This window comes from Streptomyces sp. SP18CS02 (genome assembly GCF_036322365.1).
GTDB lineage: Bacteria > Actinomycetota > Actinomycetes > Streptomycetales > Streptomycetaceae > Streptomyces.
In genome coordinates, this window is record NZ_JAQYXC010000281.1 from 76847 (window position 1) to 101748 (window position 24902).

The following is a 24902-nucleotide window of genomic DNA, read 5'->3' on the forward strand; positions in this document are numbered from 1 at the left end:
GCACCCCCGGTGCCGTGCGTGCTCCACCCGCGTTCCCCGCACCGTGCGCCCCCGGTCTCCCTCAACAGCTCCCGGTCTGCCTCACCCGGTCTCGCTCCCGCCCCCGCCTTCCCGCGCTCCGGCCCTCCACCGCGGATGACGGCCGCTCAGCCCGATGACCCGGTCGAGCAGTGGTGCGTCGTCCGGCACCGGTACGGGAGGCCCGAACATGCCGCCGCTCCCCGGGTCGTCCGCCGCGGGCGCCAGCAGCTCGTACGACACCCGGAGCGACGCCTCGTCGGCGTCGTACGCCTGGCCGGTGGCCCGCGCAAGATCCCAGCCGTGGATCAGCACCTCGTCGAGGGCCACCGCTCCCGCCACCTGCCCCGGAAGCGAGATCCCGCCGGCCTGGGTCATCCCCTGCCAGGCGTCGGGGGCCCGCCAGGCGGACGCGAGCTCGTCGAGCCGGAGGGGGAGCGTGGTGCGCCAGTCCCCGTCGAGAACGGGACGGGCGGCCTCCGGGGGCGTATCGGTGGACGGCCCGAGCTCCTTCCGCGCGGCGTCCCTGAAGGCCACCGCGAGCCCCGCCACGTGGCCCAGCAGGTCGCGCACCGAGTAGCCGGGACAGGGGGTCGGGGCATCGAGCAGGTCGTCGGTGATGCCGTCCAGGAGGCCGGCGACCCGGTGGGTCACGGGTCCGAGATCGGGTGTGGCGGTTCTCGTTTCTGCGTCCATGCAAAGGCAGACCGCCGCGCGCCCCGGAACTCATCGCCCATGGGCCGATACCCTCCGGCCGGCCGGCCGCCACGGCGGCCCTTCCGCCCCCGTCGGCGCCCGCGCCCCGGTGGCCGTCCTCACCCGCCCCTCCCTCCTGGGCCCGTCCTGCGCCGGCACTCGCCCGCCAGCCGTGGATAGGCCCTCGCGATCGCGGCGTACACCCTGGTCCGCAGCAGCCGCTCCGCCTCGGCTCGCCCGGTGTCACCGAAGAGGCCGTCCAGCAGGGTGTCGTACCGCCTCAGCGCGTGGCGGAGGTAGTCGACCTGCCATCGCGTCAACGACCCCGCCGACCCGGCTCCCGGCCCCGGGCCGCCGCCCGGTCCCGCGCCCAGCAGACGCCGGTGCCGCACGGCCCGCATCTCCAGCTCCGGCTCCGGGAGCACCGGGACCCGGATCGGTTCCGCCCTGATGGCGGCCAGGACCGCCTGACGCCTCGCCTCCGCCGCCGCGCGCGCGGCCGCCGCACCCGACGTCCCCCCGGATGCCGCGAACTCCTCCGTCCGTTCCACCGCCTCCACCCGGGCCAGCAGGTACAACCGCACGGGCGCCACCGACCACCGTCGCGGACTGCGTCCCTGCACATCCGGCGCCCCCAGCAGATCCCTCACCATGCGGTCGGTCCACCCGCGCTGCCGCAGCCCGGTGTGCGTCACATAGGTCATACGTTCCGTCACGCCTTCCCCCTCGATAGGTAACGGAGAGTGACGAGAACCAGTGAAGCGCACCCCACTGACAACGCCCCCAGGCTCCGCGGCCGACCGCCGCACCGGACCCGGTCCCTCACGGGCATCGGCGCCGCGGGTGCCGGGCGATCACCCGATCGGGCCATCCGGACGTGGCGAGCCCCCGCGCCCGGCCGCACGCCCATACGCTCCCCGGGTGACGACCCGTACCACTGCCCTCCACACCGGTCTTGACGACTTCCTCGCCTGGGCGCAGAAGGAGCGGGGAGTGACCCTGCCCGTGCGTCCCGCGGACGCCGTCCTCACACTGCTCGCCCTGCGGGGCGCGGACCGCCGCGCGGGTGTACCCGAACCGACGCCGCAGCTCCTGCGCCAGGTGCTCCACGAGGACCTTCCGGTGCTGCTGTACGCGCCGCCGGACGAGATCGCCGCCCTGCCCCGGGTGCTCACCGCCCTGGCCGACCGCGTCCGGGCGGCGCACCGGCTCAACGCCAAGCGCCACGCCCGTCTGCTCGACGCCGTGGCCGAGACCGTGCCCGGATGCCTGACGGCCATGGACGAGCCCTCCCGCCTCACCTGGCCCCGCTGGTACGCCTCGCTGCTGCACGCGCGTGGTGTCGACACCGGCGACGCCGAAGCGGTGCGGGCGGGGATGGCCGCCCTCGCGGCGGCCCCGCGCGCCGATCGCGCACTCCCCGCCCGGGTGTGCCGCGCCCATGTGGCGGCCCGGACCTTCGAGGCGGCGACCGTGCTGGCCCGGGCCCTGCTGGCGGCCTCCGCCCAGCAGGCCGGGAGCCCCTCGCCCGCCGGCCCCCTGCTGCCCGGGCCGCCCCTGGACACGGACGACCCGGGCGAACTCGACCGCCGGGCCGGTGAACTGGCCGACCGGTGGACCGCCGCGGGCCTCGGCGAAGCGCTCGGCGGTCCGTACGCCGACATCGCGCCCGGCCCGGAGGCCCTGCCCCACGTCGTCCTCGCGGACCGCATGCTCGACGAACACCTCGACTACTACGGGGATTCGAGCCTTCCGCTGCCGCCGCCTCCGGTGCTGCCCGCCCCCGGCGAGATCCGGGAACTGCTGCACGCGGCCCCGCTCCCCGCCGCACTCGCGGCGGGAGTCACCGACGACCGGCGTGAACTCGCCGAACGGTGCGGTTTCCCCGGCCCGGCCACCGCCGTCTGGAACGAGGGAACACCCCAGGAGCTGACGGAACTCGCCGCCGACATCCTGGCCGCCACCGTGGAACGCCTCGCCGCCGGCTCCGACCCGGCCGACGAGTACGCCCACGACGCGGCCCATGTCCTCTACGCCCTCTACGAGCGCGGCGGCACACCGGAATCGGTGGCGCGCAAGGCGTCCGACGTGGCCGGATGGACGGTCGACCCGGACCTGGAGGAGGCGCCGTTCCCGGTACCCGGCACCGCGCCGGAGGCCTACGGCACCCCCACGTCGCAGGAGTTGTCGGCCATGCTGAGACTCCCCGGCCTGACCGATGCCGACCGGGCGGAACTCGACCCGCACGCCCAGGCGCTGGCCGCCGTCGTCGACGGACTGGCCGTCACCGGCTGCGTCTTCCGGGCGGGCGATGCCTACGGTCTCACCCCGCTCGGCAGCGCCGTCGTGCGGCACGTCCTGACCGCCGGGTTCGTCGCCGCCCCCGACCGCGAGACGTTCCTGTCCCTGCGCGCCGACGGTGTCGTCATCGCCGTCCGGTACTGGCCCCCGGCCACCGCCGCGGCGGCCCTCGGGTCGTGGACCGCCGAGCGGGGCGGCGGCGACGAGGTCTGGAGCGAGCTGCTCACGGCCCTCTCCTCGGTCAAGGCCGCGTCCCCCGACGACATCGTCCCCTCCGCCCTCTTCGCCCGCCTGGACCTCGCCGCCGTCCCCTCCGGGCCCCTGCGTACCGCCCTCACCGATCCGGTGATCGGCGCCTACGCCCGTCGCCTCCTCCGCGAGCGGGGCGAGGACGTCCCCGCGGACGCGGTCCCGCCGAGCGCCCACGCGACCCTGCTCCTGGAGGAACTGGTGACACACGAGATCGCGGACATGCGCGTCGTCATCGAGGCCCAGGTCGGGAAACGCGCACCGCTCCCGGTGCCGACCGCCCTCCGTGACGCCTTCGACGCGGCCGCCGCGACCTGGCCGGGCGGCGCCGCCGCCCTGATCCCGCTCCTCGCCGCGACCGACCCCGCGGGTTCCCTGCGCATCCTGGAGGAACTGCGCGACAAGCACCCCGACCGCCGGGTGGCGGCTCTCGCGGCCCACGCGGCGAAGGCGGCCGGCCCGTCGGCCGGGGCCAGGGCCCGGACGAACCGCAGGGGGCGCAGGAGCCGGAGCACCCCGCGCCACCGCTGACGGCGGCCGCGAAGAGCCCGCCGATCGGCCGGCCGGCCCGATTCCCCGGCGTGCGGGGTGGCGGACCGGCCGGTGCGGCGACGGGTCACCGGTCGGCCGCCCGGCACCCCACCCCTTGGTACCCGCCCCCCGGCGAGGGCTCCCGGCGTCCGGCCGCCCCGACACTCCGTGGACTCCCGGGTGAAAGACGGTGAATCCGGTGGTCGGGTCGGTTGTCCGGGCAAAAGCGGTCCGAAGCCCCGCCCTTCCGCCGCCCGCGCGGCCCGGACCGGGGCAAACCCTTGAAGCCGCCCGCCGGCTGTGCCATACAGGTCTGGACCAATGCCCGTCGTACGCGGAGGCCCGACCGTGCAACGTCCCCCCACCCTCACCGCGCTGGCCGTTTCGGCGGCCCTTCTCCTCACCGCCTGCGGAGGGGAGGAGGACAAGGACACCGAGCGCCCCTCGACGCCCGCCGGGGTGACGGCCCAGGCGGGCAGCGCCACCTCCGTCCACGTCATGTGGGAACCGTCCTCCGACAACAAGGCCGTCACCGGCTACGACGTGTTCCAGAAGGGCGAGAAGGTCAAGAGCGTCCAGGGCGGCCGGTCCATGGTCGACGTGGACCGTCTGGCGCCCGCTACCGCCTACAGCTTCACCGTCAGGGCCCGCGACGCCGCCGGCAACCTCTCGGAGCCCAGTGCGGCCATATCCGTCACCACCCCCGCGCCCACCCCGGACGACCACGGCGCCCCCTCGCGCCCGGCCGGTCTGCGCGCGAGCGCGGAGGGGAGCCGGGCGGCCGTCCTGACATGGAGCAGATCCACCGACGACGTCGGCGTCACCGCGTACGACATCTACCAGGAGGACTCCCGGATCCACAGCGTCGGGGGAGGCGAGACCACCACCCGTATCACCGGCCTGCGGCCGGGGACCATCTACTCCTTCACGGTGCGGGCCAGGGACGCCGCCGAGAACTCGTCACCCGACAGCGTCCCGGTGGACCTCACCACCGGGGCCGGCCCCGACGGCGGTGCGGGCACCGCGCCCACCGGCCTCAGGGCCACGGCCCGCAAGGGGGGAATCGAGCTGTCCTGGACACCGCCCGACACCGGGGAGCCGGTCCGGGAGCACCAGCTCTACCTCAACGGCGAGTTCGCCACGACCATCGTCTGGGGTGCCCAGCCGCCCCCCGGGACGGTGACGTACACCTTCACCGTCATGGACAAGCCGGGCACCCGCTACAGCGTCAAGCTCCGGGCGAAGCTGCCGGACGGCAAGTGGGGCGACTTCTCGGCCCAGCGCACCGTCGTCGTCACCGCCGGCGGTGCGTGAAGACGTCGGGGTGGCCGTTGGTGTCGTCCGGGACCAGGTTGTCGGCGTCCGCGTCGAAGACGACGGTGCGCCCGGCCGCGTCCACGGCGATGCCGGACGGTCCGTAGCCCCGCAGGTCGGAACCGTCATGGGTGACGGTGAGCCGTTCGACCGTCCCCGTCCGCAGGTCCCGGACGAAGGCGTCGTCCGTGCCGTTGGTGTCGCCCGGGACCAGGTTGGTCGCTCCGGAGAGGAAGTGGACGCGGCGGTTGTCGGCGCTGAGGGCGGCCTGGGTGGAGGCTCCGCCGGTCGGCTGCGTCCCGTCGTGGGCGGCTCCGACCCGGACGACGGCGCCGGTCCCCAGGTCGCGGGTGAAGATGTCCATCTCGCCGTTGTCGTCGCCGGGGACGATGCCCTCGGAGAGCGACGAGAAGAGGGCGAGGCGTCCGTCGGGGCTCAGCCCGATGCTCGACGCCCCGACCGCCACGCCGTTCGATGTGGCGCTGGCGACCATGGTCCGCCCGCTGGGTACGTCGTGCACGTACATGAAGGAGAGGCGCGGCCTGCGCGGGTCCCCGGCCGTCGGCTCCTGGGGCCCCGGGACCAGGTGGGAGCGGGAGACGAAGCCCACCCGGCGGCCGTCGGCGCTGATCACCGGGTCGACCCGGGAGGCACCCGTGCCCTGGGTCCCGTCACTGCTGACGCTGACCCGCTTCGTGGTGGCGGTACGCCGGTCGTGGACGAAGATGTCGTTGACGCCGTTGGTGTCTCCGGGGACCAGGTCGTCCCGGGACGACGAGAACGCCACCTGACGTCCGTCGGCGCTGAGGACCGGGTTGGCGGAGTCCCGGGCGCCCGCGCTCCCGCCCTGCGTGACGCGCTCGGTGCGGCCCGTCGCGCGGTCGTGCACGAACACGTCCTCCGCGCCGTTCCCGTCGCCGGCCACCAGGTTGGCCGCGTGCGAGGTGAAGGCGACGAGGCGGCCATCGGCGCTGAGCGAGGCCCCATGGGCGTACGAGTCGCCCTGCGTACCGTCGCTCGCGACGCTGACGCGGTCGGTCCTGCCCGTGCGCAGGTCCCGGACGAAGACGTCCTGCTGGGCGTTGGTGTCGCCGGGCACGAGGTTCGTCGACTGCGACGTGAAGGCCACGACGCGCCCGTTCGCGCTGATCACGGCCCCGCTCGCGCCGAGGTCCGCCTGAGCGCCGTTCGAGGCGGTGCTGACCCGCTCGGTGCCGGGCGCCCCGGGGCCGGGGGCGGCGCGAGGGGCGCCCAGGGAGGCGTACGGAAGCGTCAGCACGGCCCCGGCCGCCAGCAGCACGGCGGCGGATCTCCTGATGGTGGTACGCATGGTTCCCCCTCCGGTCGATGTCACCGATCCCGATCCGACCGGCGTCGATGTGATCAGCGCCGTGGTCCGCGTCCCCCGAACGCCCCCGACGCGTCGGCCCGACGCCAGAACGCCTCCAGCGCCGACTGGTCCATGGTGTGCCAGTCCGGGGTTTCCTCGACCAGGGCCCGGCCGAGCCGGCGGCCCAGGTCCGCCATCGTGCGGCCCGCCGCCGTGCGGTCGGTGTCGTACGCCGCCAGGGCCTGGCGCCAGGTCGTCGCCGCGGCGGCCGAAGCCTCCAGGGCGACGGCGTCCTGGAGGGCCTTCACCGCGCCCGCGCCCGTGTGGGGACGGGCCACCGTGGCCGCGTCGCCCGTCAGCGCCAGCGCCCCGATCGCGTAGCGGGGCGCGGAGAAGTCGTACATCGGCTGCATGAACAGCTCGTCCGGAGCGGTCAGCCGGATCAGGTCCGCCCAGTACGGAGGCAGCCGGGTCTCCACGACCCGCGCGAGGTGGTCCCGCAGGGGTCCTGTCGCCTCCCTGGTGTGCGGGGCGGCGCGGTGGCCCGGCGGGGGAGCGGTGAACAGCACCCAGTTCGCCCGGTGGCCGCCCCGGCCGTCCGGAATGCGGTAGACGATCACGTGTCCGCCGGGGAAGACGACGTAGGCGCACTCGGCGACGTCCCACGGGCCGGGGTCGGGCAGCCGGTCGACGGGGAAGGCGCCCCGCCACGCCAGGTAGCCCGCGTAGCGGGGCCGGGCGTCGGCGTACGGACCGGCGAAGGCCGCCGTGCGGACGGTGGAGCGGTACCCGTCCGCGCCGATGACGAGGTCGAAGCGCTCGGTGCCCGACGCCGTGCGCAGCTCGGCGCCGTCCGGCCGGGCCGTGACCGACTCGACCGGCGTCCCCGTGCGGAACGTCACCGATGCGGGCACCCGGGCCCGTAACTCCCGCCACAGCGGGCCCCAGTTGTAGGTGCGGAAGGGGAAGGGCAGGGTGCCGATCGGCCGTCCCAGCAGGGCGGATCCCTCGCGGACGTACCAGCGCCGGCGGGAGAGCCGGATGTACGGCATGGCCGCGTCCAGGTAGCCCGCCGCCTCCAGTTCGGCGTAGCGGGCGTCGTGCACGGCCAGGCCGACCCCGCGGTCCGCGAGGCGCCCGGCGGCGCGCTCGTACACCGTGACCTCGGTGGCACCGCTCCGGTGCGCGGCGAGCGCGGCGGCGCAACCGGCGACGCTGCCGCCCACGACGGCGACTCTTCCTCCGGGCATGCGCCCAGAATGACAGCTCCGCCCCCGGTGCTGTGCGGTACCGGGGGCGGAGTGGAGCCGGAACGAGCCGGAACGCGCCGGCCCGGCCGTCAGCCGATCAGCTGCTCGTACGCGGGCAGGGTGAGGAAGTCCGCGTAGTCCTCGTCCAGCGACACCTTCAGCAGCAGGTCGTGCGCCTGCTGCCAGCGGCCGGCCGCGAACGCCTCCTCGCCGATCTCCGCGCGGATGGCGGCCAGTTCCTCGGCGGCGACCTTGCGGGCGAGCTCGGGGGTGGCCTTCTGGCCATTCTCGAAGACGACGCCCGCGTTGATCCACTGCCAGATCTGGGAGCGGGAGATCTCGGCGGTCGCCGCGTCCTCCATCAGGTTGAAGATGGCCACCGCGCCGAGGCCGCGCAACCACGCCTCGATGTAGCGCGTGCCGACCTGGACGGCGTTGCGCAGACCGTCGTACGTCGGCTTCGCGTCGAGCGAGTCGATGGCGATCAGGTCGCCGGGGGCCACCGAGACGTCCTCGCGGAGGCGGTCCTTCTGGTGGGGCCTGTCGCCCAGCACGGCGTCGAAGGAGGCCATCGCGATCGGGACCAGGTCGGGGTGCGCGACCCAGGAGCCGTCGAAGCCGTCGCCCGCCTCACGGTCCTTGTCCGCCTTGACCTTCTCGAAGGCGACCTTGTTGACCTCGGCGTCCCGCCGGGAGGGGATGAAGGCGGCCATGCCGCCGATGGCGTGGGCGCCCCGCTTGTGGCAGGTGCGCACCAGCAGTTCGGTGTAGGCGCGCATGAACGGGGCGGTCATCGTCACCGCGTTGCGGTCGGGGAGGACGAACCTGGCCCCGCCGTCCCGGAAGTTCTTGACGATCGAGAACAGGTAGTCCCAGCGGCCGGCGTTGAGGCCCGCCGCGTGGTCACGGAGCTCGTAGAGGATCTCCTCCATCTCGTACGCCGCCGTGATCGTCTCGATCAGGACGGTGGCCCGGACGGTCCCCTGCGGGATGCCGATGTAGTCCTGGGCGAAGACGAAGATGTCGTTCCAGAGGCGGGCCTCCAGGTGCGACTCCGTCTTCGGGAGATAGAAGTAGGGGCCCTTGCCGAGCTCGATGAGCCGCTTGGCGTTGTGGAAGAAGTACAGGCCGAAGTCGACCAGCGCTCCCGGCACGGGGCCGCCCTGGAAGGTCAGATGGCGCTCCTCCAGGTGCCAGCCGCGCGGGCGCATCACCACCGTGGCGAGCTGGTCGTCGTCCTTGAGCGCGTACGACCTGCCGGACCCCGGATCGGTGAAGTCGATCTTCCGCTCGTACGCGTCGATCAGATTGAGCTGGCCGAGGACGACGTTCTCCCAGGTGGGGGCGGACGCGTCTTCGAAGTCTGCGAGCCAGACCCTGGCGCCCGAGTTGAGGGCGTTGATGGTCATCTTGCGGTCGGTGGGGCCGGTGATCTCGACGCGGCGGTCGTTCAGCGCGGCCGGGGCCGGCGCGACCTTCCAGCTCTCGTCCTCCCGGATCCGCGCGGTGTCCGGAAGGAAGTCGAGGGTGCTGGTGCGGGCGATCTCGGCGCGGCGCTCCGCACGGCGGGCGAGGAGCTCGTCACGCCGGGGCGTGAACCGCCGGTGCAGCTCGGCCACGAAGGCGAGGGCCGCGTCGGTGAGGACCTCGTCCTGCCGGGGCAGGGGCTCGGCTTCGACGATGGCCAGCGGGGAGGGCGCTGGTGCGGACATGAGCTGTCACTTCCTTCAGCGGGCTTCAGATGGCACGGGGGCGGCCGCCGGGCAGACACGGGCGGCACCGAGTGCCGCGGAGCCGAGATACGGCCGCCGACGCCATCTGACGATCGGGCGCTTCTGATCAGTGGATACTAGTTTCCTCATGGTGGAAGTTCAATCGTTTGTTGATGTCGAGATTCTCTGGGTCGACAGAACGTGGCTCCGAGTGCCACGCCGTGCACGCGCCGTTCACCCGCCCGGGCACCCGCGCCCCGAACGCGCGCGCCCGGGCGCGATCGGGTCACCGGGAGCAGCCGGCCGGGGGACGCGCCCCGACGCGCGCGCCCGGGCTCACTCCAGACGCCGAAGATCCCCCGGGGTGTCGATGTCGTACGGCTCCGCCACGTCCGAGCACGGGACGAGGACGATCGCTTCCTCGTGCTCCCTCAGATAGGCGCGTGCCCCCCGGTCGCCCTCCGCACTCGCCGCGACGTCCGCCCACCGCTCCGCGCCGAACAGGACCGGATGGCCGCGCACCCCCTCGTAGGAGGCCGCCGCCAGCGAGTCGCGGGAGCGGTACGCCCCCCTCACCCTGGCCACCGCCCTCGCCCCGATCCCCGGCTGGTCGACCAGCGACACCACGACGGCGTCCGCCTCCGTGGCGGTGAGCGACGCGAGCCCGGCACGCAGGGACGAGCCCATGCCCCGGGCCCACGCCGGGTTGTCGATCAGGACGCAGCCCGGCAGTGCCGCGGTCTCCCTCACCCGGTCCGCGGCGGCGCCCAGCACCACGTGCACCACCTCGCAGCCCGCCTCGCGCAGCACCCCCACCGCGTGCTCGACGAGCGGCCGGCCGCGGTGCTCCAGCAGGGCCTTGGGGCGGCCGCCGAGCCGCCGTCCGCCGCCCGCCGCCAACAGCAGCCCGGCGATGAGGGGTTCTTCCGGTGTCGTTTGTCCCATGTGCAGTGCATACCGCATGCCCTCCGCCGTACGCGGGCGTGAAGGAGCTGCGGCGCTTGGATAGGGTGCGGGTCCGGCATTGAAGTGTGCAGTGCGAAGTCCTTTTCGGGAGACATGGGTTGATGAGTGGTAGTCCGTCGCACGGGGGAACGGTCTTCCAGCCACTGGAGGAGGATGATCCGCGCGCAGTGGCCGGGTATCGGCTCGCCGCCAAGCTCGGCGCGGGCGGCATGGGCAAGGTGTACCTCTCGTACACGCCCGGCGGCCGGCCCGTCGCCATCAAGGTGATCCGGCCGGACTTCGCCCAGGACGCCGAGTTCCGGCGCCGGTTCGCCCAGGAGGTGCAGTCCGCCCAGCGCGTCCAGGGTCTCTACACCGCGCCCGTCATCGACGCCGACACCGACGCCCGGCAGCCCTGGCTCGCCACCGCGTACGTTCCCGGGCCCTCCCTCGCCGACGCCGTCGTCGCCCACGGCCGCCTGCCCGTCGAGACCGTCCTGCTCCTGGTCGCGGGGATCGCCGAGGCTCTCCAGGTGATCCACGGCGCGGGCATCGTGCACCGCGACCTCAAGCCCGCGAACGTCCTGCTCGCCGCGGACGGGCCGCGCGTCATCGACTTCGGCATCGCGCGCGCCGCCGACGCCACGTCCCTCACCGGCAGCGGCGTCACCATCGGCACACCGTCGTTCATGTCGCCCGAGCAGGCGGCGGGCCGCAAGGTCGACGCGGCCACCGACGTCTTCGCCCTCGGCCAGGTCGCCGCGTACGCGGCCAAGGGCAGCCCCGCGTTCGGCGAGGGGACCTCGCACGGCGTGCTGTACCGCATCGTGCACGAGGAGCCGGATCTGCAGGGAGTGCCGGAGCGGCTGCGCGAACTGGTGACCCGGTGCCTGACCAAGGATCCGGCCGAACGCCCCTCGGTCGCCGACGTCCTCGCCCTGTGTCAGGCCGCCAACGACCAGACGGCGCTGCGCCGCCCCGAGGAGTGGCTGCCCGGGGCGGTCGCCGCGGACATCACCACCCGGACGGCCGCCCCCGCCCCGGCCACGGCCACCACCCCGCCACCGCCCGCGGCGGCCCCGGCGGCCGCCCTCACCCACCCCCCGACGGCCCCGGCCGGCCCGGCCGCGCCCCCGCAGGGATTCGGCCCGCCGCCCACGATGGGGCAGGTCCCGGCGCACGCGCACACCCCGCCCCCGCTCCACCCGCACGCGCCGGCCCCCGTACCCCCGCACACCCAGGGCCCCGTGCCCCACCCCTACACCCACCCCGTCCAGCAGGGCGTACCCCCGTACGGCCCGCACACCGGGGGCGTCCCCGTCCAGCCGGCCGCCCCCAGGCGCAGGTCGCGGGCCGGGCTCATCGCCGTCGCGGCAGCCCTCGTCTTCGCCGTCGCCGGCGGTGGCACCGCCTATGTCCTGCTCGGCGGCGGTGACAAGGACGGCGCCAAGACGAACGAAGCCCGGCAGGACCCGTCGAAGGGCACCGGTGGCGGCGACACCGCGGACGACGCGCCCGCGACCGGCGGTACGGGCGACGGCGCACCGGCCGACCGGAAGAGCCCGCCGGCCCAGCCCCCCAAGGCCCCCGAGCCGGTCGACTACAAGAACGTCGACCTCACCTCCGGGTACGAGATCTCCCTGGCCGACGACCCCGTGAAGCCCAAGGAGGGCAGCTCTGCCTACGACCTCCACTACAGCGTCGGACTGTCGGCGAACGACGGCGCCCGCCTCGTGCTGCTGCGCAACGGCCAGGACGCCACGCTGGAGACCTGCACGAGCGAGACCCGTTTCGCCACGTACATCTCCAAGAGCAAGCTCTCCAAGGGCTCCCAGCTCTGTCTGCAGACGAGTGCCGGGGACGTCGCGCTGCTCACGATCCAGGGCTTCCCGCCCGAGTCGGACCCGAGCGACTACATCAGCCTCGACCTGCGGGTATGGCGGGGAGCGATGGATGCCGAGGAGACCGGCTGATCTTCCTGCCCCGTGTGCGGCGGACAGCCTCGCAGCCCGTAATCTGTCCGCAGCCCGCAGGCGCCCGACCAGCGCCGGAGCGGGTCGCGAGACCGCGCGGGAACGGGCGGGCAAGAGGGGGAGAGCTTTGTTGCGAAGCACGGGGCAGAGGCGTGTGACCGGCAGCGGCGAGGATCCGAGAGTGCTGGAGCTGCGTGCTGCCATCACCCGGCTCCGTCGCGAACTGGCGGCGCACCCGGTCGAGTTCATGGACCGGGGGATCGCCGAGGACGAACTGGCCGCACTCGCCTCCATGGCGGTCGACGGCATGCCCGAGGTGCGCCGGCTGCGCCGCTCACTGCTGCTGGTGGCGGGAGCGATCGGATCGGTCAGTGCCCTCGGCGCCGCGCTCGCCCGGGTGCGCAACGCCGTGGAGCTCTTCGGGGAGTCGCCGCACGGCGGGTGAGCCCGCGGCCGGACCACGGGGCCGCCCGCGGGCGGCGCGGCGCCGTGCGGACGGGTGGCACCCGGGGCCCGACCGGGCGGCGCCCCCTCCGTACGGGGGCGGCGGGCCGGCGCGCCACGGCCGGGCTCAGCGCCTGATCAGGCGGCGCGCCGTCGCCGCCGCCACCGCCGCGGTACGCGAATCCACGCCGAGCTTGGCGAACACGTGCACCAGATGCGACTTCACCGTCGCCTGGCTGAGGAAGAGCCGTTTGCTGATCTGCTGGTTGGACAGTCCGTCGCCCACCAGTTGCAGCACCTCAAGCTCCCGTTTCGTCAGCGCCTGGGCGGGTGCGCGCATCCGGTCCATCAGACGGTGGGCGACGGCGGGCGCGAGCGCGGACCGGCCGGCGGCAGCCGTCCGTACCGCGGCCGCCAGCTCCTCCGGGGGCGCGTCCTTGAGCAGATAGCCCACCGCGCCCGCCTCCACCGCCGCCAGGATGTCGGCGTCCGTGTCGTAGGTGGTCAGCACCAGGACGCGGGGACCGCCGGCGCGCGAGGTGATCGCGGCGGTCGCCTCAGAGCCGTGCATCCCGGCACCGAACTGGAGGTCCATCAGGACGACGTCGACATCCTGCAGCGCGGCCAGTTCCACGGCCCGCTCGGCCGTGGCGGCCTCGGCGACCACCGAGAAGTCCGGTTCGGTGTCCAGGACGGCACGCAGTCCGGCCCGTACGACGGGATGATCGTCGGCGAGCAGCAGGCGGATCGTCACGGCCGGCCACCCACCGGTGACAAGGAGACGGCCGACGGCACGGGAGTGTCCGGCGGCTGCGGCAGCGGCAGGGTGACGGCCACGGCGGTGCCCTGGCCCGGCGCCGACTCGACGGTGAACGCGCCGCCCAGCGACCGGGCCCGCGAGCGCATCGCCGGCAGCCCGAACCCCCCGTCGGACGACGGGGCACACGACACGGGGTCGAACCCCGTGCCGTCGTCCACCACGTCCAGCGTCACCGAGGCGTCCATGAAGGTCAGGGTGATCTCCGCGCGCTCGGCGGCCGCGTGCCGCACCGTGTTGGCGAGCGCGGACTGGGCGATCCGCAGCAGCGCCACCTCGTAGGGCGTGGGCAGCTCGGCCGGCGTCCCGCTGACCGAGAAGCGCACGCGCGGCCCCGGTCCCGGCTCGCACAGCCGTTCCAGCGCCGCCGCCAGCGAGCCGTGCTCCAGACCGGGAGGCGTCAGCGCCCTCACGAACCGCCGCGCCTCCGAGAGGTTGTCCTGCGCCGCCCGGCGCGCCCGCTCGATGTGACCGGCGGCGGGGGAGTCCTCCGGCAGGGCCCGCTCGGCGGCGCGCAGCAGCAGCTGGATCGACGACAGGCCCTGCGCGAGCGTGTCGTGGATCTCCCGGGCGAGGCGCTCCCGCTCGGCCAGCGTGCCCGCGTGGCGCTCGGCCGTCGCCAGCTCGGCTCGGGTCGAGACCAGTTCCTCGATCAGCCTCCTGCGCCGCTCGCTCTCCCGGTACAGCGCCTGGTAGCCGAGGACGGTCGCGACGGCGACAGCCGCGCCGAGCAGCGGACCGATGAAGGCCCCGGGATTGAGTGGCGCCCCGTGGAGTACGTACGACATGATCGCCGCGCCGGCGGTGGCGGCGACGGCCGGCAGCGACCAGCGGGCCGGCAGCAGGTGCAGCTGGAGGAAGTACAGCGGGAACGCGGCCCACAGCCCGTCGGGCGTCAGGGCCAGCAGCCCCAGCCAGGCGGCGCCCAGTGTGCCCAGCCACAGCGCGGCGGCCCGTACCGAGGCGCGGACCGCGCGCAGCGACGAACCGAGCGCGTGGACCGAGCCCGTCAGCACGGCGGCCGCGACGACGGCGGCTGCGGACGGATCGTGGTGGGCCACCGCCCGGATCGCGGCGAGCGCCAGCAGCCCCGCCATCAGCAGGTGCAGGCACACGCGCAGCGCGCGCAGGACAGGAGTGAGGGAGCGGGGATCCATGGCCCGTCCAGGGTAGGCCGGTGCGCGGCGTCCGCCCCTCCATCGAAAGTTTGATTCCGGAGCCATCCGTGGCGCGATGTGCGGGCGGGCTCCCCGTCGGCAGGCTGGTCACCATGTTCGTGGCATGGAGAGATCTCAGATCGGCCAAGGGGCGGTTCGCCCTGATGGGAACGGTGATCGTACTGATCACGCTGCTCGTGGGCCTGCTGTCCGGGCTGACGGCCGGACTCGCACGGGAGAACATCTCGGCGATCACGGGGCTGCCCGCCGACCGCCTCGCCTTCGCCGCCCCGCCCGCGGACCGGGGCGTGTCCTTCACGCGATCGGTCGTGCCGCGGAGCGCGTGGCGGACCTGGGCCGGACAGCCGGGTGTCACGGCGGCCGCCCCCGTCGGCATCAGCACCCTCAACGCGAGCGCCGGCGACCGCACCGCGACGGTCTCCGCCTTCGGAACCGAACCGGGAAGCGGAGTCGCGCCCGCCGACGCGGAGCTCGGCCCGGGGCGGGGCGTCCTGTCGGCATCGGCCGCCGAGGAGCTCGGCGTGGGCGTGGGGGACCGGGTGAGGATCGGGCCCGGGGAGCTCACGGTCGGGGCGATCGCCGGCGACGCGTCGTACAGCCACACACCCGTGGTGTGGACGTCGCTCGACGACTGGCGGCGGTTCGGCGGCGCCGGCACCGGGCCAGGGGCGGGGGCCACCGTCATCGCCCTGACCCTTGAGGAGGGTGCGGACCTCGACGCGGGCGACCGGGCCGCCGGCACGCGGAGTGTCACCATCGACGAGGCGCTCACCGCCATAGGGTCCTACCAGGCCGAGAACGGCTCGCTCCAGCTCATGCGCGGCTTCCTCTTCGTGATCTCCGCCCTGGTGACCGGCGCCTTCTTCACGGTCTGGACGATCCAGCGCAGCGGGGACGTGGCGGTGCTGAAGGCGCTCGGCGCCTCCACCCCCTACCTGCTCAAGGACGCCCTCGGCCAGGCGGTGCTGATGCTCGGCGTCGGGACGGCGGCGGGCACGGGGCTCGCGGCGGCGATCGGCATCCTGATCAGCGGGGGTGACGTGCCCTTCGTGCTGGAGGCGTCGACCGTGCTCGGCCCGGCCGCCGTGATGATCGTTCTGGGGGTCCTCGGAGCGGCCCTGTCCATCCGGCGGATCACCGCCGTCGACCCCCTCACCGCGCTGGGGAGCGTCCGATGAAGCCCATGAACCTGCTGCTCGACGATGTGACGCTCACCTACGCCGACGGGGAGGGACGGCTGACGGCGCTGGACTCGGTGAGCCTGGAAGTCCCCTCCGGGGGCCTCACGGCGGTCGTCGGACCGTCCGGTTCCGGCAAGTCGAGCCTGCTCGCGGTCGCCGCGACCCTCGTGACGCCGGACCGGGGGCGGGTGGTCGTGGACGGTACGGACACCGGGACGCTGGACCGGGCCGGCAAGGCCGCGCTGCGCCGTGAGCGCATCGGCATCGTCTTCCAGCAGCCGAACCTGCTGCCGTCGCTGACGGCGGCCGAGCAGCTCCAGGCGATGGCCCATCTGACCGGGCGCGCCCCGCGCGGCTCGCGCGGGCGGGCGCTCGAACTGCTCGACGCGGTGGGTCTGGCGGACCAGGCGCGCCGCCGTCCGCATCAGCTCTCCGGGGGCCAGCGGCAGCGGGTGAACATCGCGCGGGCCCTGATGAACGACCCCGCGGTGCTGCTGGTCGACGAGCCCACCAGCGCGCTGGACCACGAGCGGGGTGCGGCGGTGCTGGACCTGCTGGTCACACTGACCCGCGAGCGCGGAACGGCCACGGTGCTCGTCACGCACGACCGGGCCCATCTGGAGCGGATGGACCGGACGGTGTCGGTCCGCGACGGCAGGCTGTACGGCCCGGGGGGCGAGGACCCCGCGGGGAACGGCTCCCCCGGGGACGCTCCCGTCCGGGGCTGACGCCGTGACCCCGCGCGATGACCCCGTACGGCGGAGGCCGTGCGGGGTCAGCCCTGCGCCGGGCCCGAGGTGCTGGCCAGGGCGGCCGACAGCTCCTGCGCCACTTCCTGGAGGACCGGGATGATCTTCTCGGTGGCCGCCTCCGTCACCCGTCCCGCCGGCCCGGAGATGGAGATGGCGGCGGCGGTGGGGGAGTTGGGCACCGGGACGGCCAGGCAGCGGACCCCGATCTCCTGCTCGTTGTCGTCGACCGCGTAGCCCGCCGCGCGCACCTGCTCCAGGGCCTCCAGGAAGCCCTCCGGCGTGGTGATCGTCTTCTCGGTGGCGGCGGGCATGCCGGTACGGGCGAGCAGCGCCCGGACCTCCTCGGCGGGCGCGTGCGCGAGCAGGGCCTTGCCCACGCCCGTGGAGTGGGGGAGCACCCGTCGGCCCACCTCGGTGAACATGCGCATCGAGTGCTTGGAGGGCACCTGGGCGACGTAGACGATCTCGTCGCCGTCGAGCAGCGCCATGTTGGCGGTCTCGCCGGTCTCCTCGACCAGGCGCGCGAGGTAGGGGCGGGCCCAGGTACCGAGCAGACGGGACGCGGACTCGCCGAGCCGGATCAGACGCGGGCCCAGGGCGTAGCGCCGGTTGGGCTGCTGGCGTACGTAACCGCAGGCGACCAGCGTCCGCATCAGCCGGTGGATGGTGGGCAGCGGCAGGCCGCTGCTGGCGGAGAGCTCGCTCAGGCCGACCTCGCCCCCGGCGTCGGCCATCCGCTCCAGGAGGTCGAAGGCACGCTCCAGGGACTGGACTCCGCCGGTGGCGGCGGCGGGCTTGGCGGCGTCGGTGGTGCTGGCGCTGGACGTCGGCACGTCAAGGGTCCTTTCGAGGCGGACGGGCAAGGCAGCAGCCTACCGGGCCGCCCGGCCGGGCACACCGTCCAAGTGGAGGCGTCCTGGCCGGTCAGGGGCTGTTTGTCCGGGTGTCCCCGGCGGTCGGCGGGGGCCCGGACCTGTCCTTTCTGTGCGGAGCTACGTTCTGCTCCATGAAATTCTATTTCCACTTCATGGAAACATCCAAGCGGCTGGCGCGCCAGGCGGCTGTCGTCGGGGTCACTCTTGACGGAGCGGTGCCCGGAGTGAAGACTCCTTCAACAGTTCGTTGAATTTCGGCGTCCCGCCCGCCCGACGCGCCGGGACGGCACGGCCGCGCGACGGCCCGGGACCGTCCTGGGCCTCGAAGCCGGTGAGGGACGCCGAGGGACGCCGATGGACGCCAAGGACGGCACTGTGGACGGGAATGTGGACGTGAACCTGGTACTGCGCTCGACGCGCGTCGTCACCCCCGAGGGGATGCGGGCCGCATCGGTCGCCGTCTCCGGCGGGACGATCGCGGCGGTGCTGCCCTACGACGTCGAGGTGCCCCGGGGCGCCCGGCTGGAGGACTTCGGCGACGACGTCGTACTCCCCGGCCTCGTCGACACGCACGTGCACGTGAACGACCCCGGCCGCACCGAGTGGGAGGGCTTCTGGACCGCCACCCGCGCGGCCGCGGCCGGCGGCATCACCACCCTCATCGACATGCCGCTCAACTCCCTGCCGCCGACCACGACGGTCGACAACCTGCGCACCAAGCAGGAGGTGGCCCGTACCAAGGCCCACATCGACGTCGGCTTCTGGGGCGGCGCCCTGCCGGACAACGTCAAGGACCTGCGGCCCCTGCACGACGCCGGCGTCTTCGGCTTCAAGTGCTTCCTGTCGCCCTCCGGAGTGGAGGAGTTCCCCGAGCTCGACCAGGAGCAGCTCGCCGCGTCCCTCGCCGAGATCGCCGGCTTCGGCGGCCTGATGATCGTGCACGCCGAGGACCCGCACCACCTCGCCGCCGCCCCGCGGAAGAGCTCGCCGAAGTACGCCGACTTCCTCGCCTCCCGGCCGCGCGACGCCGAGAACACCGCCATAGAGAACCTGATCGCCCAGGCCGGGCGGCTGGATGCCCGGGTCCACGTCCTGCACCTGTCGTCCGGCGACGCCCTGCCCGTGATCGCCGCGGCCAAGCGCGACGGCGTGCGCATCACCGTCGAGAGCTGTCCGCACTTCCTCACGCTCACCGCCGAGGAGATCCCCGACGGGGCGACGGAGTTCAAGTGCTGCCCGCCCATACGCGAGGCGTCCAACCAGGACGCGCTGTGGGAGGGGCTCGCCGACGGGACCATCGACTGCATCGTCTCGGACCACTCGCCCTCCACCGCCGACCTCAAGACGGCCGACTTCGCCTCCGCGTGGGGCGGCATCTCCTCCCTCCAGCTCGGCCTTCCGGCCATCTGGACCGAGGCGCGCCGCCGCGGCCGCACCCTGGAGGACGTCGCCCGCTGGATGTCGGCCGGCCCCGCCGCACTCGCCGGCCTCACACGGAAGGGCGCCATCGAGGCCGGCCGCGACGCCGACTTCGCGGTCCTCGCGCCCGACGAGACCTTCACCGTCGACCCGGCGGAGCTGCACCACCGCAACCAGGTCACCGCCTACGCGGGCAGGACCCTCCACGGTGTCGTCACGTCCACGTGGCTGCGCGGCGTGCGCATCGCCCACCACGGCGTCCCGGCCGAGGCCGGCGGCCGCCTGCTCGAAAGGAACAAGTGAACCCCGTGACCGGCATACCTGTCTTCACCGGCGACGCCAGCCCCTACGGAGGCGGCGACCCGTACGCCGACTACCGCACCACGGGCCCCGAGGGCTTCCCCTTCGCCCACCACGTCGACCTCGCCGACCGGCGGCTCGGCGCGGGCGTCATCGCCGCCAACGACGAGTTCTTCGCCGAGCGCGAGAACATGCTCAAGCCGGGGCCCGCCGAGTTCGACCCCGAGCACTTCGGGCACAAGGGAAAGATCATGGACGGCTGGGAGACCCGTCGCCGCCGTGGCGTCTCCGCCGCCGAACCGCACCCCACCGCCGACGACCACGACTGGGCCCTCGTCCGGCTCGGCGCGCCCGGCGTCGTACGGGGGATCGTCGTCGACACGGCCCACTTCCGCGGCAACTACCCGCAGGCGGTGTCCGTCGAGGCGACCTCCGTCGCGGGCTCGCCGTCCCCGGAACAACTGCTCGGTGCCGACGTCGCATGGACGACCCTCGTCCCGCGTACCGCCATCGGCGGGCACGCGGCGAACGGCTTCACCGTCGACGTCGAGCGGCGCTTCACCCACCTGCGCGTCAACCAGCACCCGGACGGCGGCATCGCCCGCCTGCGGGTGTACGGCGAGGTCGCCCCCGACCCGGCGTGGCTGGGCGCGCTCGGCACCTTCGACGTCGTCGCCCTGGAGAACGGCGGCCGTGTCGAGGACGCCTCCGACCGCTTCTACTCCCCGGCGACCAACACCATCCAGCCGGGCCGCTCCCACAAGATGGACGACGGCTGGGAGACGCGCCGCCGCCGGGACAAGGGCAACGACTGGATCCGCTACCGGCTCGTCGAGCAGTCCGAGATCCGCGCGGTGGAGATCGACACGGCGTACCTCAAGGGCAACAGCGCCGGCTGGGCGGCCCTGTCGGTCGGTGACGGGGCCGGCGGGTGGACGGAGATCCTTCCCCGCACCCGCCTCCAGCCCGACACCAACCACCGGTTCGTCCTGGCCGAGCCGGCGGTCGGCACGCAGGTGCGCGTGGACATCTATCCCGATGGCGGGATCTCCCGCCTGCGGCTGTTCGGCTCGCTGACGGACGAAGGCGCCAAGCGCCTGACCACCCGCCACGAGGAGCTGGACACCCCGTAGGAGCCGGCGGGGGCCCTCGGCCCCCGCGGCCCGCGGTCCCGGGCGGGCACGGCACCCCGCCCGGACGTGCGAGGGCGCACCGGCACGACAGCACCGGTGCGCCCTCGCGCCTCGTCCCGCCGTCTCCGCCGGGCCCCGGCCTGTACCGGAACCGGTGGCGTGCGCCGGACGCCGGCCTCAGGCCGCGTGACCGCCGTCCACCGAGAACTCGGCCCCCGTCACATACGCCGCCTCCTCGCCCGCGAGGAACGCCACCATCGACGCCACCTCGTCCGCGCTGCCGAACCGCCCGAGCGCGGTCATGGCGCTCTGCGCGTCCGCGTAGGGGCCGTCGGCCGGATTCATGTCGGTGTCCACCGGCCCGGGGTGCACGATGTTCGCGGTGATGCCCCGCTCGCCCAGTTCCCTGGCCAGCGCCTTGGTGAGACCGATCAGCGCGGACTTGCCCATGGTGTAGAGCGTTCCGCCCGGCCCCGGGACCCGCTGCGTCATACAGGTGCCGATCGTGATGATCCGCCCGCCGCGCCGCATCCGCCCGGCCGCCGCCTGCGACGCCAGGAACACACTGCGTACGTTCACCGCGAGCACCCGGTCGACGTCCGGCAGCGACAGGCTCTCCAGCGGACCGATCACCCCGACGCCCGCGTTGTTGACCAGCACGTCGAGCCGCCCGAACAGCTCGGCGGCCCGCTCCACCGCCCCCACGGCCTCGGCCGCGTCCGCCGCGTCGGCGCGCAGGGCGACCCCGCGGCGCCCGGTCGCCTCGATCTCGCGTACCACCTGCTCGGCGGCCGCCTCGCCCTGTACGTATGTGAACGCGACATCGGCGCCCCGCCGGGCAAGCCGCAACGCGGTCGCCGCGCCGATGCCCCGGCTGCCGCCGGTGACCAGCGCCGCCCGGCCGTTCATGGTCGCTGTGGACATGTGAACCCTCCATGGGGAAACGGAAGTGGTGACGGCTCCATCACACCCGCGGGGAGGCCCCGGCGCTGGCGGCAAACGGACGGCGTCCCCGGCGTGCCGCCCGGTCGCCGGACACCGATGAGCCGGTACGGCGGGCGCGGCCTCCACCGGGTTCCGTTCGGCAGGGGCGGCCGTCCCCGCCCCCGGCGGCGCGGCGCCGACCGCCTGTGAACGCACCGGCCGGCGGAGCGGCGGCGACCGGTGCCACCACCCGGAGCCACCGGCCCCGCAGGGGCCGCCCGGCTCGGCACATCCGCCCTCGACCGGTGAGCGCCGCGCGAGTACGGTGATCACTTCCGCGTGCGAGCCGACGGCGTCTCCACAACGCCCCACCGGATGGAGAACAGGCCCGCCATGTCGTCGATCGCCCTCCCCGCGCCCGCTCTCGCCCCGCGCCGGGCCTGGCTCACCGATCTGCCCGTCCTCCTGGTGGCGGTCGTCTGGGGCGCCAGCTACCTCGCCGCCAAGGGCATCACCACCGCCCACACCGTGACGGCCGTGCTGGTCCTGCGCTTCGCGGTCGTCCTGCCGGTGCTGGTCGTGGCCGGCCGGCGCAGGCTCCAGGCCCTGACCCGGGCCCAATGGCGCGGCGCCACGCTCCTCGGGCTGGTGCTGAGCGGCATCTTCCTGCTGGAGACGTACGGAGTCGTCCACACGTCCGCCACCAACGCCGGGCTCATCATCAGCCTCACCATGATCTTCACGCCGCTCGCCGAGGCGGCGCTGACCCGCACCAGGCCGCCCCGGTCGTTCCTGGCCGCGGCCGGACTCTCGGTCACCGGCGTGGTGCTGCTGACCCAGGGCGCCGGATTCAGTACGCCCTCGACCGGTGACCTGCTCATGCTGCTGGCCGCCCTGGCGCGTACCGTGCACGTCCTCGCCATGTCCCGTATCAAGGCGGTCCGTGGCGCCGACTCGCTGTCGCTCACCACCGTGCAGCTCGGCGGCGCCGTCGCGGTCTTCGCCCTGCTCGCCGCCGTGCCCGGCACCGGGGCGTCGCCCTGGAGCGTGGCTGTCGGATTCGGCCCGCGTGAATGGGCCGGGCTGCTCTTCCTCGCGGTCTTCTGCACGCTCTTCGCGTTCTTCGTGCAGATGTGGGCCGTGCGCCGTACCTCGCCGTCCCGGGTCAGCCTGCTGCTCGGCACCGAGCCGCTGTGGGCGGCGGCCGCGGGCATCGCCATCGGCGGCGAACACCTGGGAGCGCCGGGCCTGCTGGGGGCCGCGCTGGTGCTCCTCGGCACGGCGTGGGGGCGCCGCGCCGCCGGCCGGGCCCGGGAGGGGTCCGAAGCGTAGTGCCGTCCTGCGGCCCGCCGGGGCGTCGTCCACGGCGAAGCCCGCCGAGGCCCGCGGCCCTCACCGCCGGCCCGCCGCCGTACCGCGGCCGTCATGACCAACTCGGCCCGGAGCGGGCGGCATTCGGGAGACGATCACACGAGGCCCTCTCCGGCCCACTGCCGAAAGGAACGAGCCATGGCCAAGCCCGAAGGTGAGCCCCGCAAGGAGTTGCTCGACGCGAGCGACGAGACCATCGAGGACGCCGTCCGGTACGCCGACCCGATGGTGTTGCGGGGTCTGCTGTACCAGTTGACCGGCGACGAAGAGGTCGCGGCGACGAAGGTGAGGACCGTGCCGGCCGGTGTCCTCACCATGCGGGTCCCGGCCGGCGACGAGGACGTCGCGCTGCTGCGGCACAAGGCGGCGTGCTTCCTGAAGTCCTACCGCGACGCGGGGGCCGGTGGCATCGAACCCGGTCCGGCCGGGCGCCTGCCGGTCAGCCTGATGCTGGCGGCGGGCCAGCGGATACCCGAGGAGGACATGGGGCTGTGGCTGGAGGACCTCGCTCTTGACCCCTGGGCACGCGCCCTGGACTGGCAGGCCCCGCCGCCGCCCGACCGGCTGGAGGACTTCCACGTCACGGTCATCGGTGCCGGCATGGGGGGCCTCAACGCCGCCGTCCAGCTGAAGCGGGCGGGCATCGCGTACACGGTCGTCGAGAAGAACGCCGGTGTCGGCGGCACATGGTGGGAGAACCGCTACCCGGGCTGCCGCGTCGACTCCCCGAGCCGCGCGTACACGCACCTGTACGGCGTCGACTTCGGCTATCCGTACCCCTTCTCCCCGGCGGAGAAGAACGCCGAGTACTTCGACTGGGTCGCCGACGAGTTCGACGTCCGCGCCGACGTCGTGTTCAACACCGAGGTGCGCGCGATGGACTGGGACGAGGACTCCGGGACGTGGGCGATCCACGTCACGGGCCCGCAGGGCGGGCACACCCTCCGCTCGAACGCGGTCATCTCCGCCGTCGGCTTCCTGAACCGGCCGCACGTTCCGGGGATCGAAGGGGCCGATGAGTTCGCCGGCGAATCCTGGCACACCGCCCGGTGGCCGGACGGGGCCGACCTGGCCGGCAAGCGGGTGGCGGTCGTCGGAACGGGCTGCACGGGCTACCAGCTCATCCCGGAGCTGGCCCTGGACGCCGGGCACGTCACGGTCTTCCAGCGCACACCGCAGTGGCTGTTCCCGACGCCCGGCTACCGTTCTCCCTTCCCCGAGCAGGTCACCTGGCTCGACCGGAACCTGCCGTACCACACCAACTTCAACCGGTTCAGAGCGACCTACGCGACCGACGCGCTCGCGACGACGACCGAGATCGACCCCGACTACGACGACCCGTACGCCCTGAGCGCCTCGAACAAGGCGGCCCGGGACAGCGCCCTGGCCTTCCTCGAACACAAACTCGGCGATCCCGAACTCGTCAAGAGGATGACACCCCCGCATCCCGTGCTCGCGGCGCGACCGGTCATGGTGGATCCCGAGTACAGCGTCCTCGACGCCATCCGGGGTGACGACGTCACGCTCGTCACCGACGGCATCGGCCGCATCAACCGGACGGGGATCGAGGCGGCCGACGGAACGCAGCACGATGTGGACGTGATCGTCTACGCCACCGGCTTCCGCGCCAGGGACTACCTGTTCCCGATGAGGATCACCGGCCGGGGCGGGCTCACACTGGAAGAGCTGTGGAGCGAGGACGGAGCGAAGGCCTACAAGGGCTGCATGATGCCGGGCTTCCCGAACCTGTGGACCATCTACGGCCCCAACACCAGCGGCATGCTCAACATCCCCACCTACCACGAACTCATCACCGTCCACGCCCTCGAATGCATCGAGCGGCTGATCCTCGACGGCAGGAAGGCGGTCACGGTGAAGGAGGAGCCGTACCGGCGGTTCAACGAGGAGGTCGACCGGCGCAACCTCAACAAGACCTGGAGCGACCCCCGGGCGCGCAACTACTACTGGACGGAGCCGGGCCGCACGGCGACCCAGTGCCCCTTCTCGGGCGCCGAGGTGTGGCGCTTCCTGCGCCACCCGGACTTCACGGACCTTGAGGTCAGCTGAGCGGTGAGCCAGCGACGGCGGCTGCCTCGGTGACGCCGCCGGTCGCGATGGCGTCCGCTCCGCGAACGCGCGCGGACGGGCACTTCAGGTGTCTCCGCGCCGGTCCGGAACGGGCCGTCCCT

At 73.9% G+C, this 24902-nt stretch carries 20 protein-coding genes; 10 read left to right on the forward strand and 10 right to left on the reverse strand.

What is annotated here, in order from left to right; all coding sequences use genetic code 11:
- Positions 1 to 81: 81 nt before the first annotated feature.
- The gene (locus tag PUR26_RS15455; protein WP_329872939.1) at positions 82 to 714 is read right to left on the reverse strand and encodes a TIGR03086 family metal-binding protein; all 633 of its coding nucleotides are present in this window, start codon (positions 712 to 714) and stop codon (positions 82 to 84) included.
- 119 nt (positions 715 to 833) lie between these two features.
- The gene (locus PUR26_RS15460; protein WP_329872940.1) at positions 834 to 1430 is read right to left on the reverse strand and encodes a hypothetical protein; all 597 of its coding nucleotides are present in this window, start codon (positions 1428 to 1430) and stop codon (positions 834 to 836) included.
- Between the two features lie 205 nt (positions 1431 to 1635).
- Between PUR26_RS15460 and PUR26_RS15465 the strand changes: the two genes are divergently transcribed.
- Positions 1636 to 3795 (forward strand): hypothetical protein, encoded by a 2160-nt coding sequence (locus PUR26_RS15465; protein WP_329872941.1) that lies wholly within the window; start codon positions 1636 to 1638, stop codon positions 3793 to 3795.
- Between the two features lie 321 nt (positions 3796 to 4116).
- The gene (locus PUR26_RS15470) at positions 4117 to 5109 is read left to right on the forward strand and encodes a fibronectin type III domain-containing protein (protein ID WP_329872942.1); all 993 of its coding nucleotides are present in this window, start codon (positions 4117 to 4119) and stop codon (positions 5107 to 5109) included.
- Here the strand turns inward: PUR26_RS15470 and PUR26_RS15475 are convergent.
- The 4 genes from PUR26_RS15475 to PUR26_RS15490 form a co-directional block, all read right to left on the reverse strand.
- Positions 5090 to 6439 carry a hypothetical protein gene (locus PUR26_RS15475; RefSeq protein WP_329872943.1) on the reverse strand — a complete coding sequence of 450 codons (1350 nt, stop codon included), beginning with the start codon at positions 6437 to 6439 and terminating at the stop codon, positions 5090 to 5092. The genes PUR26_RS15470 and PUR26_RS15475 overlap by 20 nt on opposite strands.
- A gap of 53 nt (positions 6440 to 6492) precedes the next feature.
- Complete coding sequence (locus PUR26_RS15480) at positions 6493 to 7689, reverse strand: FAD-dependent monooxygenase (RefSeq protein WP_329872944.1); 1197 nt, start codon at positions 7687 to 7689, stop codon at positions 6493 to 6495.
- Positions 7690 to 7778: 89 nt separating this feature from the next.
- Complete coding sequence (gene aceB, locus PUR26_RS15485; RefSeq protein ID WP_329872945.1) at positions 7779 to 9401, reverse strand: malate synthase A; 1623 nt, start codon at positions 9399 to 9401, stop codon at positions 7779 to 7781.
- A gap of 336 nt (positions 9402 to 9737) precedes the next feature.
- Positions 9738 to 10346, reverse strand: coding sequence for a nucleotidyltransferase family protein (locus PUR26_RS15490; protein WP_329872946.1), 609 nt, complete (start codon positions 10344 to 10346; stop codon positions 9738 to 9740).
- Between the two features lie 122 nt (positions 10347 to 10468).
- Here PUR26_RS15490 and PUR26_RS15495 point away from each other — a divergent pair, with 122 nt between their 5' ends.
- Both PUR26_RS15495 and PUR26_RS15500 read left to right on the forward strand, forming a co-directional pair.
- Entirely contained in the window at positions 10469 to 12319 is a 1851-nt protein-coding gene (locus PUR26_RS15495) for a serine/threonine-protein kinase (RefSeq protein ID WP_329872947.1), read from the forward strand.
- A 127-nt stretch (positions 12320 to 12446) separates the two neighbouring features.
- Entirely contained in the window at positions 12447 to 12764 is a 318-nt protein-coding gene (locus PUR26_RS15500; protein WP_329872948.1) for a DUF5955 family protein, read from the forward strand.
- Positions 12765 to 12890: 126 nt separating this feature from the next.
- Here the strand turns inward: PUR26_RS15500 and PUR26_RS15505 are convergent, their stop codons facing one another.
- Together PUR26_RS15505 and PUR26_RS15510 are read right to left on the reverse strand one after the other, a co-directional pair.
- Positions 12891 to 13517: a response regulator transcription factor gene (locus tag PUR26_RS15505; protein WP_329872949.1), complete on the reverse strand. Its 627-nt coding sequence runs from the start codon at positions 13515 to 13517 to the stop codon at positions 12891 to 12893.
- Positions 13514 to 14737: a sensor histidine kinase gene (locus tag PUR26_RS15510; RefSeq protein WP_329872950.1), complete on the reverse strand. Its 1224-nt coding sequence runs from the start codon at positions 14735 to 14737 to the stop codon at positions 13514 to 13516. Before PUR26_RS15510 ends, PUR26_RS15505 begins: the two co-directional genes overlap by 4 nt.
- 113 nt (positions 14738 to 14850) lie before the next feature.
- On the opposite strand from PUR26_RS15510, the gene PUR26_RS15515 reads away from it, so the two are divergent.
- The gene (locus PUR26_RS15515; protein ID WP_329872951.1) at positions 14851 to 15936 is read left to right on the forward strand and encodes an ABC transporter permease; all 1086 of its coding nucleotides are present in this window, start codon (positions 14851 to 14853) and stop codon (positions 15934 to 15936) included.
- A gap of 5 nt (positions 15937 to 15941) precedes the next feature.
- Entirely contained in the window at positions 15942 to 16667 is a 726-nt protein-coding gene (locus PUR26_RS15520) for an ABC transporter ATP-binding protein (protein ID WP_329873215.1), read from the forward strand.
- A gap of 47 nt (positions 16668 to 16714) precedes the next feature.
- On the opposite strand, the gene PUR26_RS15525 is transcribed toward PUR26_RS15520, so the two are convergent.
- Positions 16715 to 17524 carry an IclR family transcriptional regulator gene (locus PUR26_RS15525; RefSeq protein WP_329872952.1) on the reverse strand — a complete coding sequence of 270 codons (810 nt, stop codon included), beginning with the start codon at positions 17522 to 17524 and terminating at the stop codon, positions 16715 to 16717.
- A 480-nt stretch (positions 17525 to 18004) separates the two neighbouring features.
- Here PUR26_RS15525 and allB point away from each other — a divergent pair, with 480 nt between their 5' ends.
- Entirely contained in the window at positions 18005 to 19288 is a 1284-nt protein-coding gene (allB, locus tag PUR26_RS15530) for an allantoinase AllB (RefSeq protein ID WP_329873216.1), read from the forward strand.
- 5 nt (positions 19289 to 19293) lie between these two features.
- Entirely contained in the window at positions 19294 to 20418 is a 1125-nt protein-coding gene (alc, locus tag PUR26_RS15535; RefSeq protein WP_329872953.1) for an allantoicase, read from the forward strand.
- Between the two features lie 177 nt (positions 20419 to 20595).
- Here the strand turns inward: alc and PUR26_RS15540 are convergent, their stop codons facing one another.
- Entirely contained in the window at positions 20596 to 21342 is a 747-nt protein-coding gene (locus PUR26_RS15540) for an SDR family oxidoreductase (RefSeq protein ID WP_329872954.1), read from the reverse strand.
- A 393-nt stretch (positions 21343 to 21735) separates the two neighbouring features.
- Here PUR26_RS15540 and PUR26_RS15545 point away from each other — a divergent pair, with 393 nt between their 5' ends.
- Together PUR26_RS15545 and PUR26_RS15550 are read left to right on the forward strand one after the other, a co-directional pair.
- Positions 21736 to 22674, forward strand: a complete 939-nt coding sequence (locus PUR26_RS15545; protein WP_329873217.1) for a DMT family transporter — start codon at positions 21736 to 21738, stop codon at positions 22672 to 22674.
- Between the two features lie 177 nt (positions 22675 to 22851).
- On the forward strand, positions 22852 to 24780 hold the full coding sequence (locus PUR26_RS15550; protein WP_329872955.1) for a flavin-containing monooxygenase: 1929 nt from the start codon (positions 22852 to 22854) through the stop codon (positions 24778 to 24780).
- Positions 24781 to 24902: the final 122 nt, after the last annotated feature.

What these genes read in the sequence shown, in the direction of transcription:
- PUR26_RS15455 (WP_329872939.1), bottom strand. Translation starts at nt 714, where the DNA reads ATGGACGCAGAAACGAGAACCGCCACACCCGATCTCGGACCCGTGACC.
- PUR26_RS15490 (WP_329872946.1), bottom strand. Translation starts at nt 10,346, where the DNA reads ATGGGACAAACGACACCGGAAGAACCCCTCATCGCCGGGCTGCTGTTG.
- PUR26_RS15550 (WP_329872955.1), top strand. Translation starts at nt 22,852, where the DNA reads ATGGCCAAGCCCGAAGGTGAGCCCCGCAAGGAGTTGCTCGACGCGAGC.
- PUR26_RS15545 (WP_329873217.1), top strand. Translation starts at nt 21,736, where the DNA reads ATGTCGTCGATCGCCCTCCCCGCGCCCGCTCTCGCCCCGCGCCGGGCC.
- PUR26_RS15515 (WP_329872951.1), top strand. Translation starts at nt 14,851, where the DNA reads ATGTTCGTGGCATGGAGAGATCTCAGATCGGCCAAGGGGCGGTTCGCC.
- PUR26_RS15540 (WP_329872954.1), bottom strand. Translation starts at nt 21,342, where the DNA reads ATGTCCACAGCGACCATGAACGGCCGGGCGGCGCTGGTCACCGGCGGC.
- PUR26_RS15470 (WP_329872942.1), top strand. Translation starts at nt 4,117, where the DNA reads ATGCCCGTCGTACGCGGAGGCCCGACCGTGCAACGTCCCCCCACCCTC.
- PUR26_RS15475 (WP_329872943.1), bottom strand. Translation starts at nt 6,439, where the DNA reads ATGCGTACCACCATCAGGAGATCCGCCGCCGTGCTGCTGGCGGCCGGG.
- PUR26_RS15495 (WP_329872947.1), top strand. Translation starts at nt 10,469, where the DNA reads ATGAGTGGTAGTCCGTCGCACGGGGGAACGGTCTTCCAGCCACTGGAG.
- PUR26_RS15520 (WP_329873215.1), top strand. Translation starts at nt 15,942, where the DNA reads ATGAACCTGCTGCTCGACGATGTGACGCTCACCTACGCCGACGGGGAG.
- aceB (WP_329872945.1), bottom strand. Translation starts at nt 9,401, where the DNA reads ATGTCCGCACCAGCGCCCTCCCCGCTGGCCATCGTCGAAGCCGAGCCC.
- PUR26_RS15480 (WP_329872944.1), bottom strand. Translation starts at nt 7,689, where the DNA reads ATGCCCGGAGGAAGAGTCGCCGTCGTGGGCGGCAGCGTCGCCGGTTGC.
- allB (WP_329873216.1), top strand. Translation starts at nt 18,005, where the DNA reads ATGCGGGCCGCATCGGTCGCCGTCTCCGGCGGGACGATCGCGGCGGTG.
- PUR26_RS15510 (WP_329872950.1), bottom strand. Translation starts at nt 14,737, where the DNA reads ATGGATCCCCGCTCCCTCACTCCTGTCCTGCGCGCGCTGCGCGTGTGC.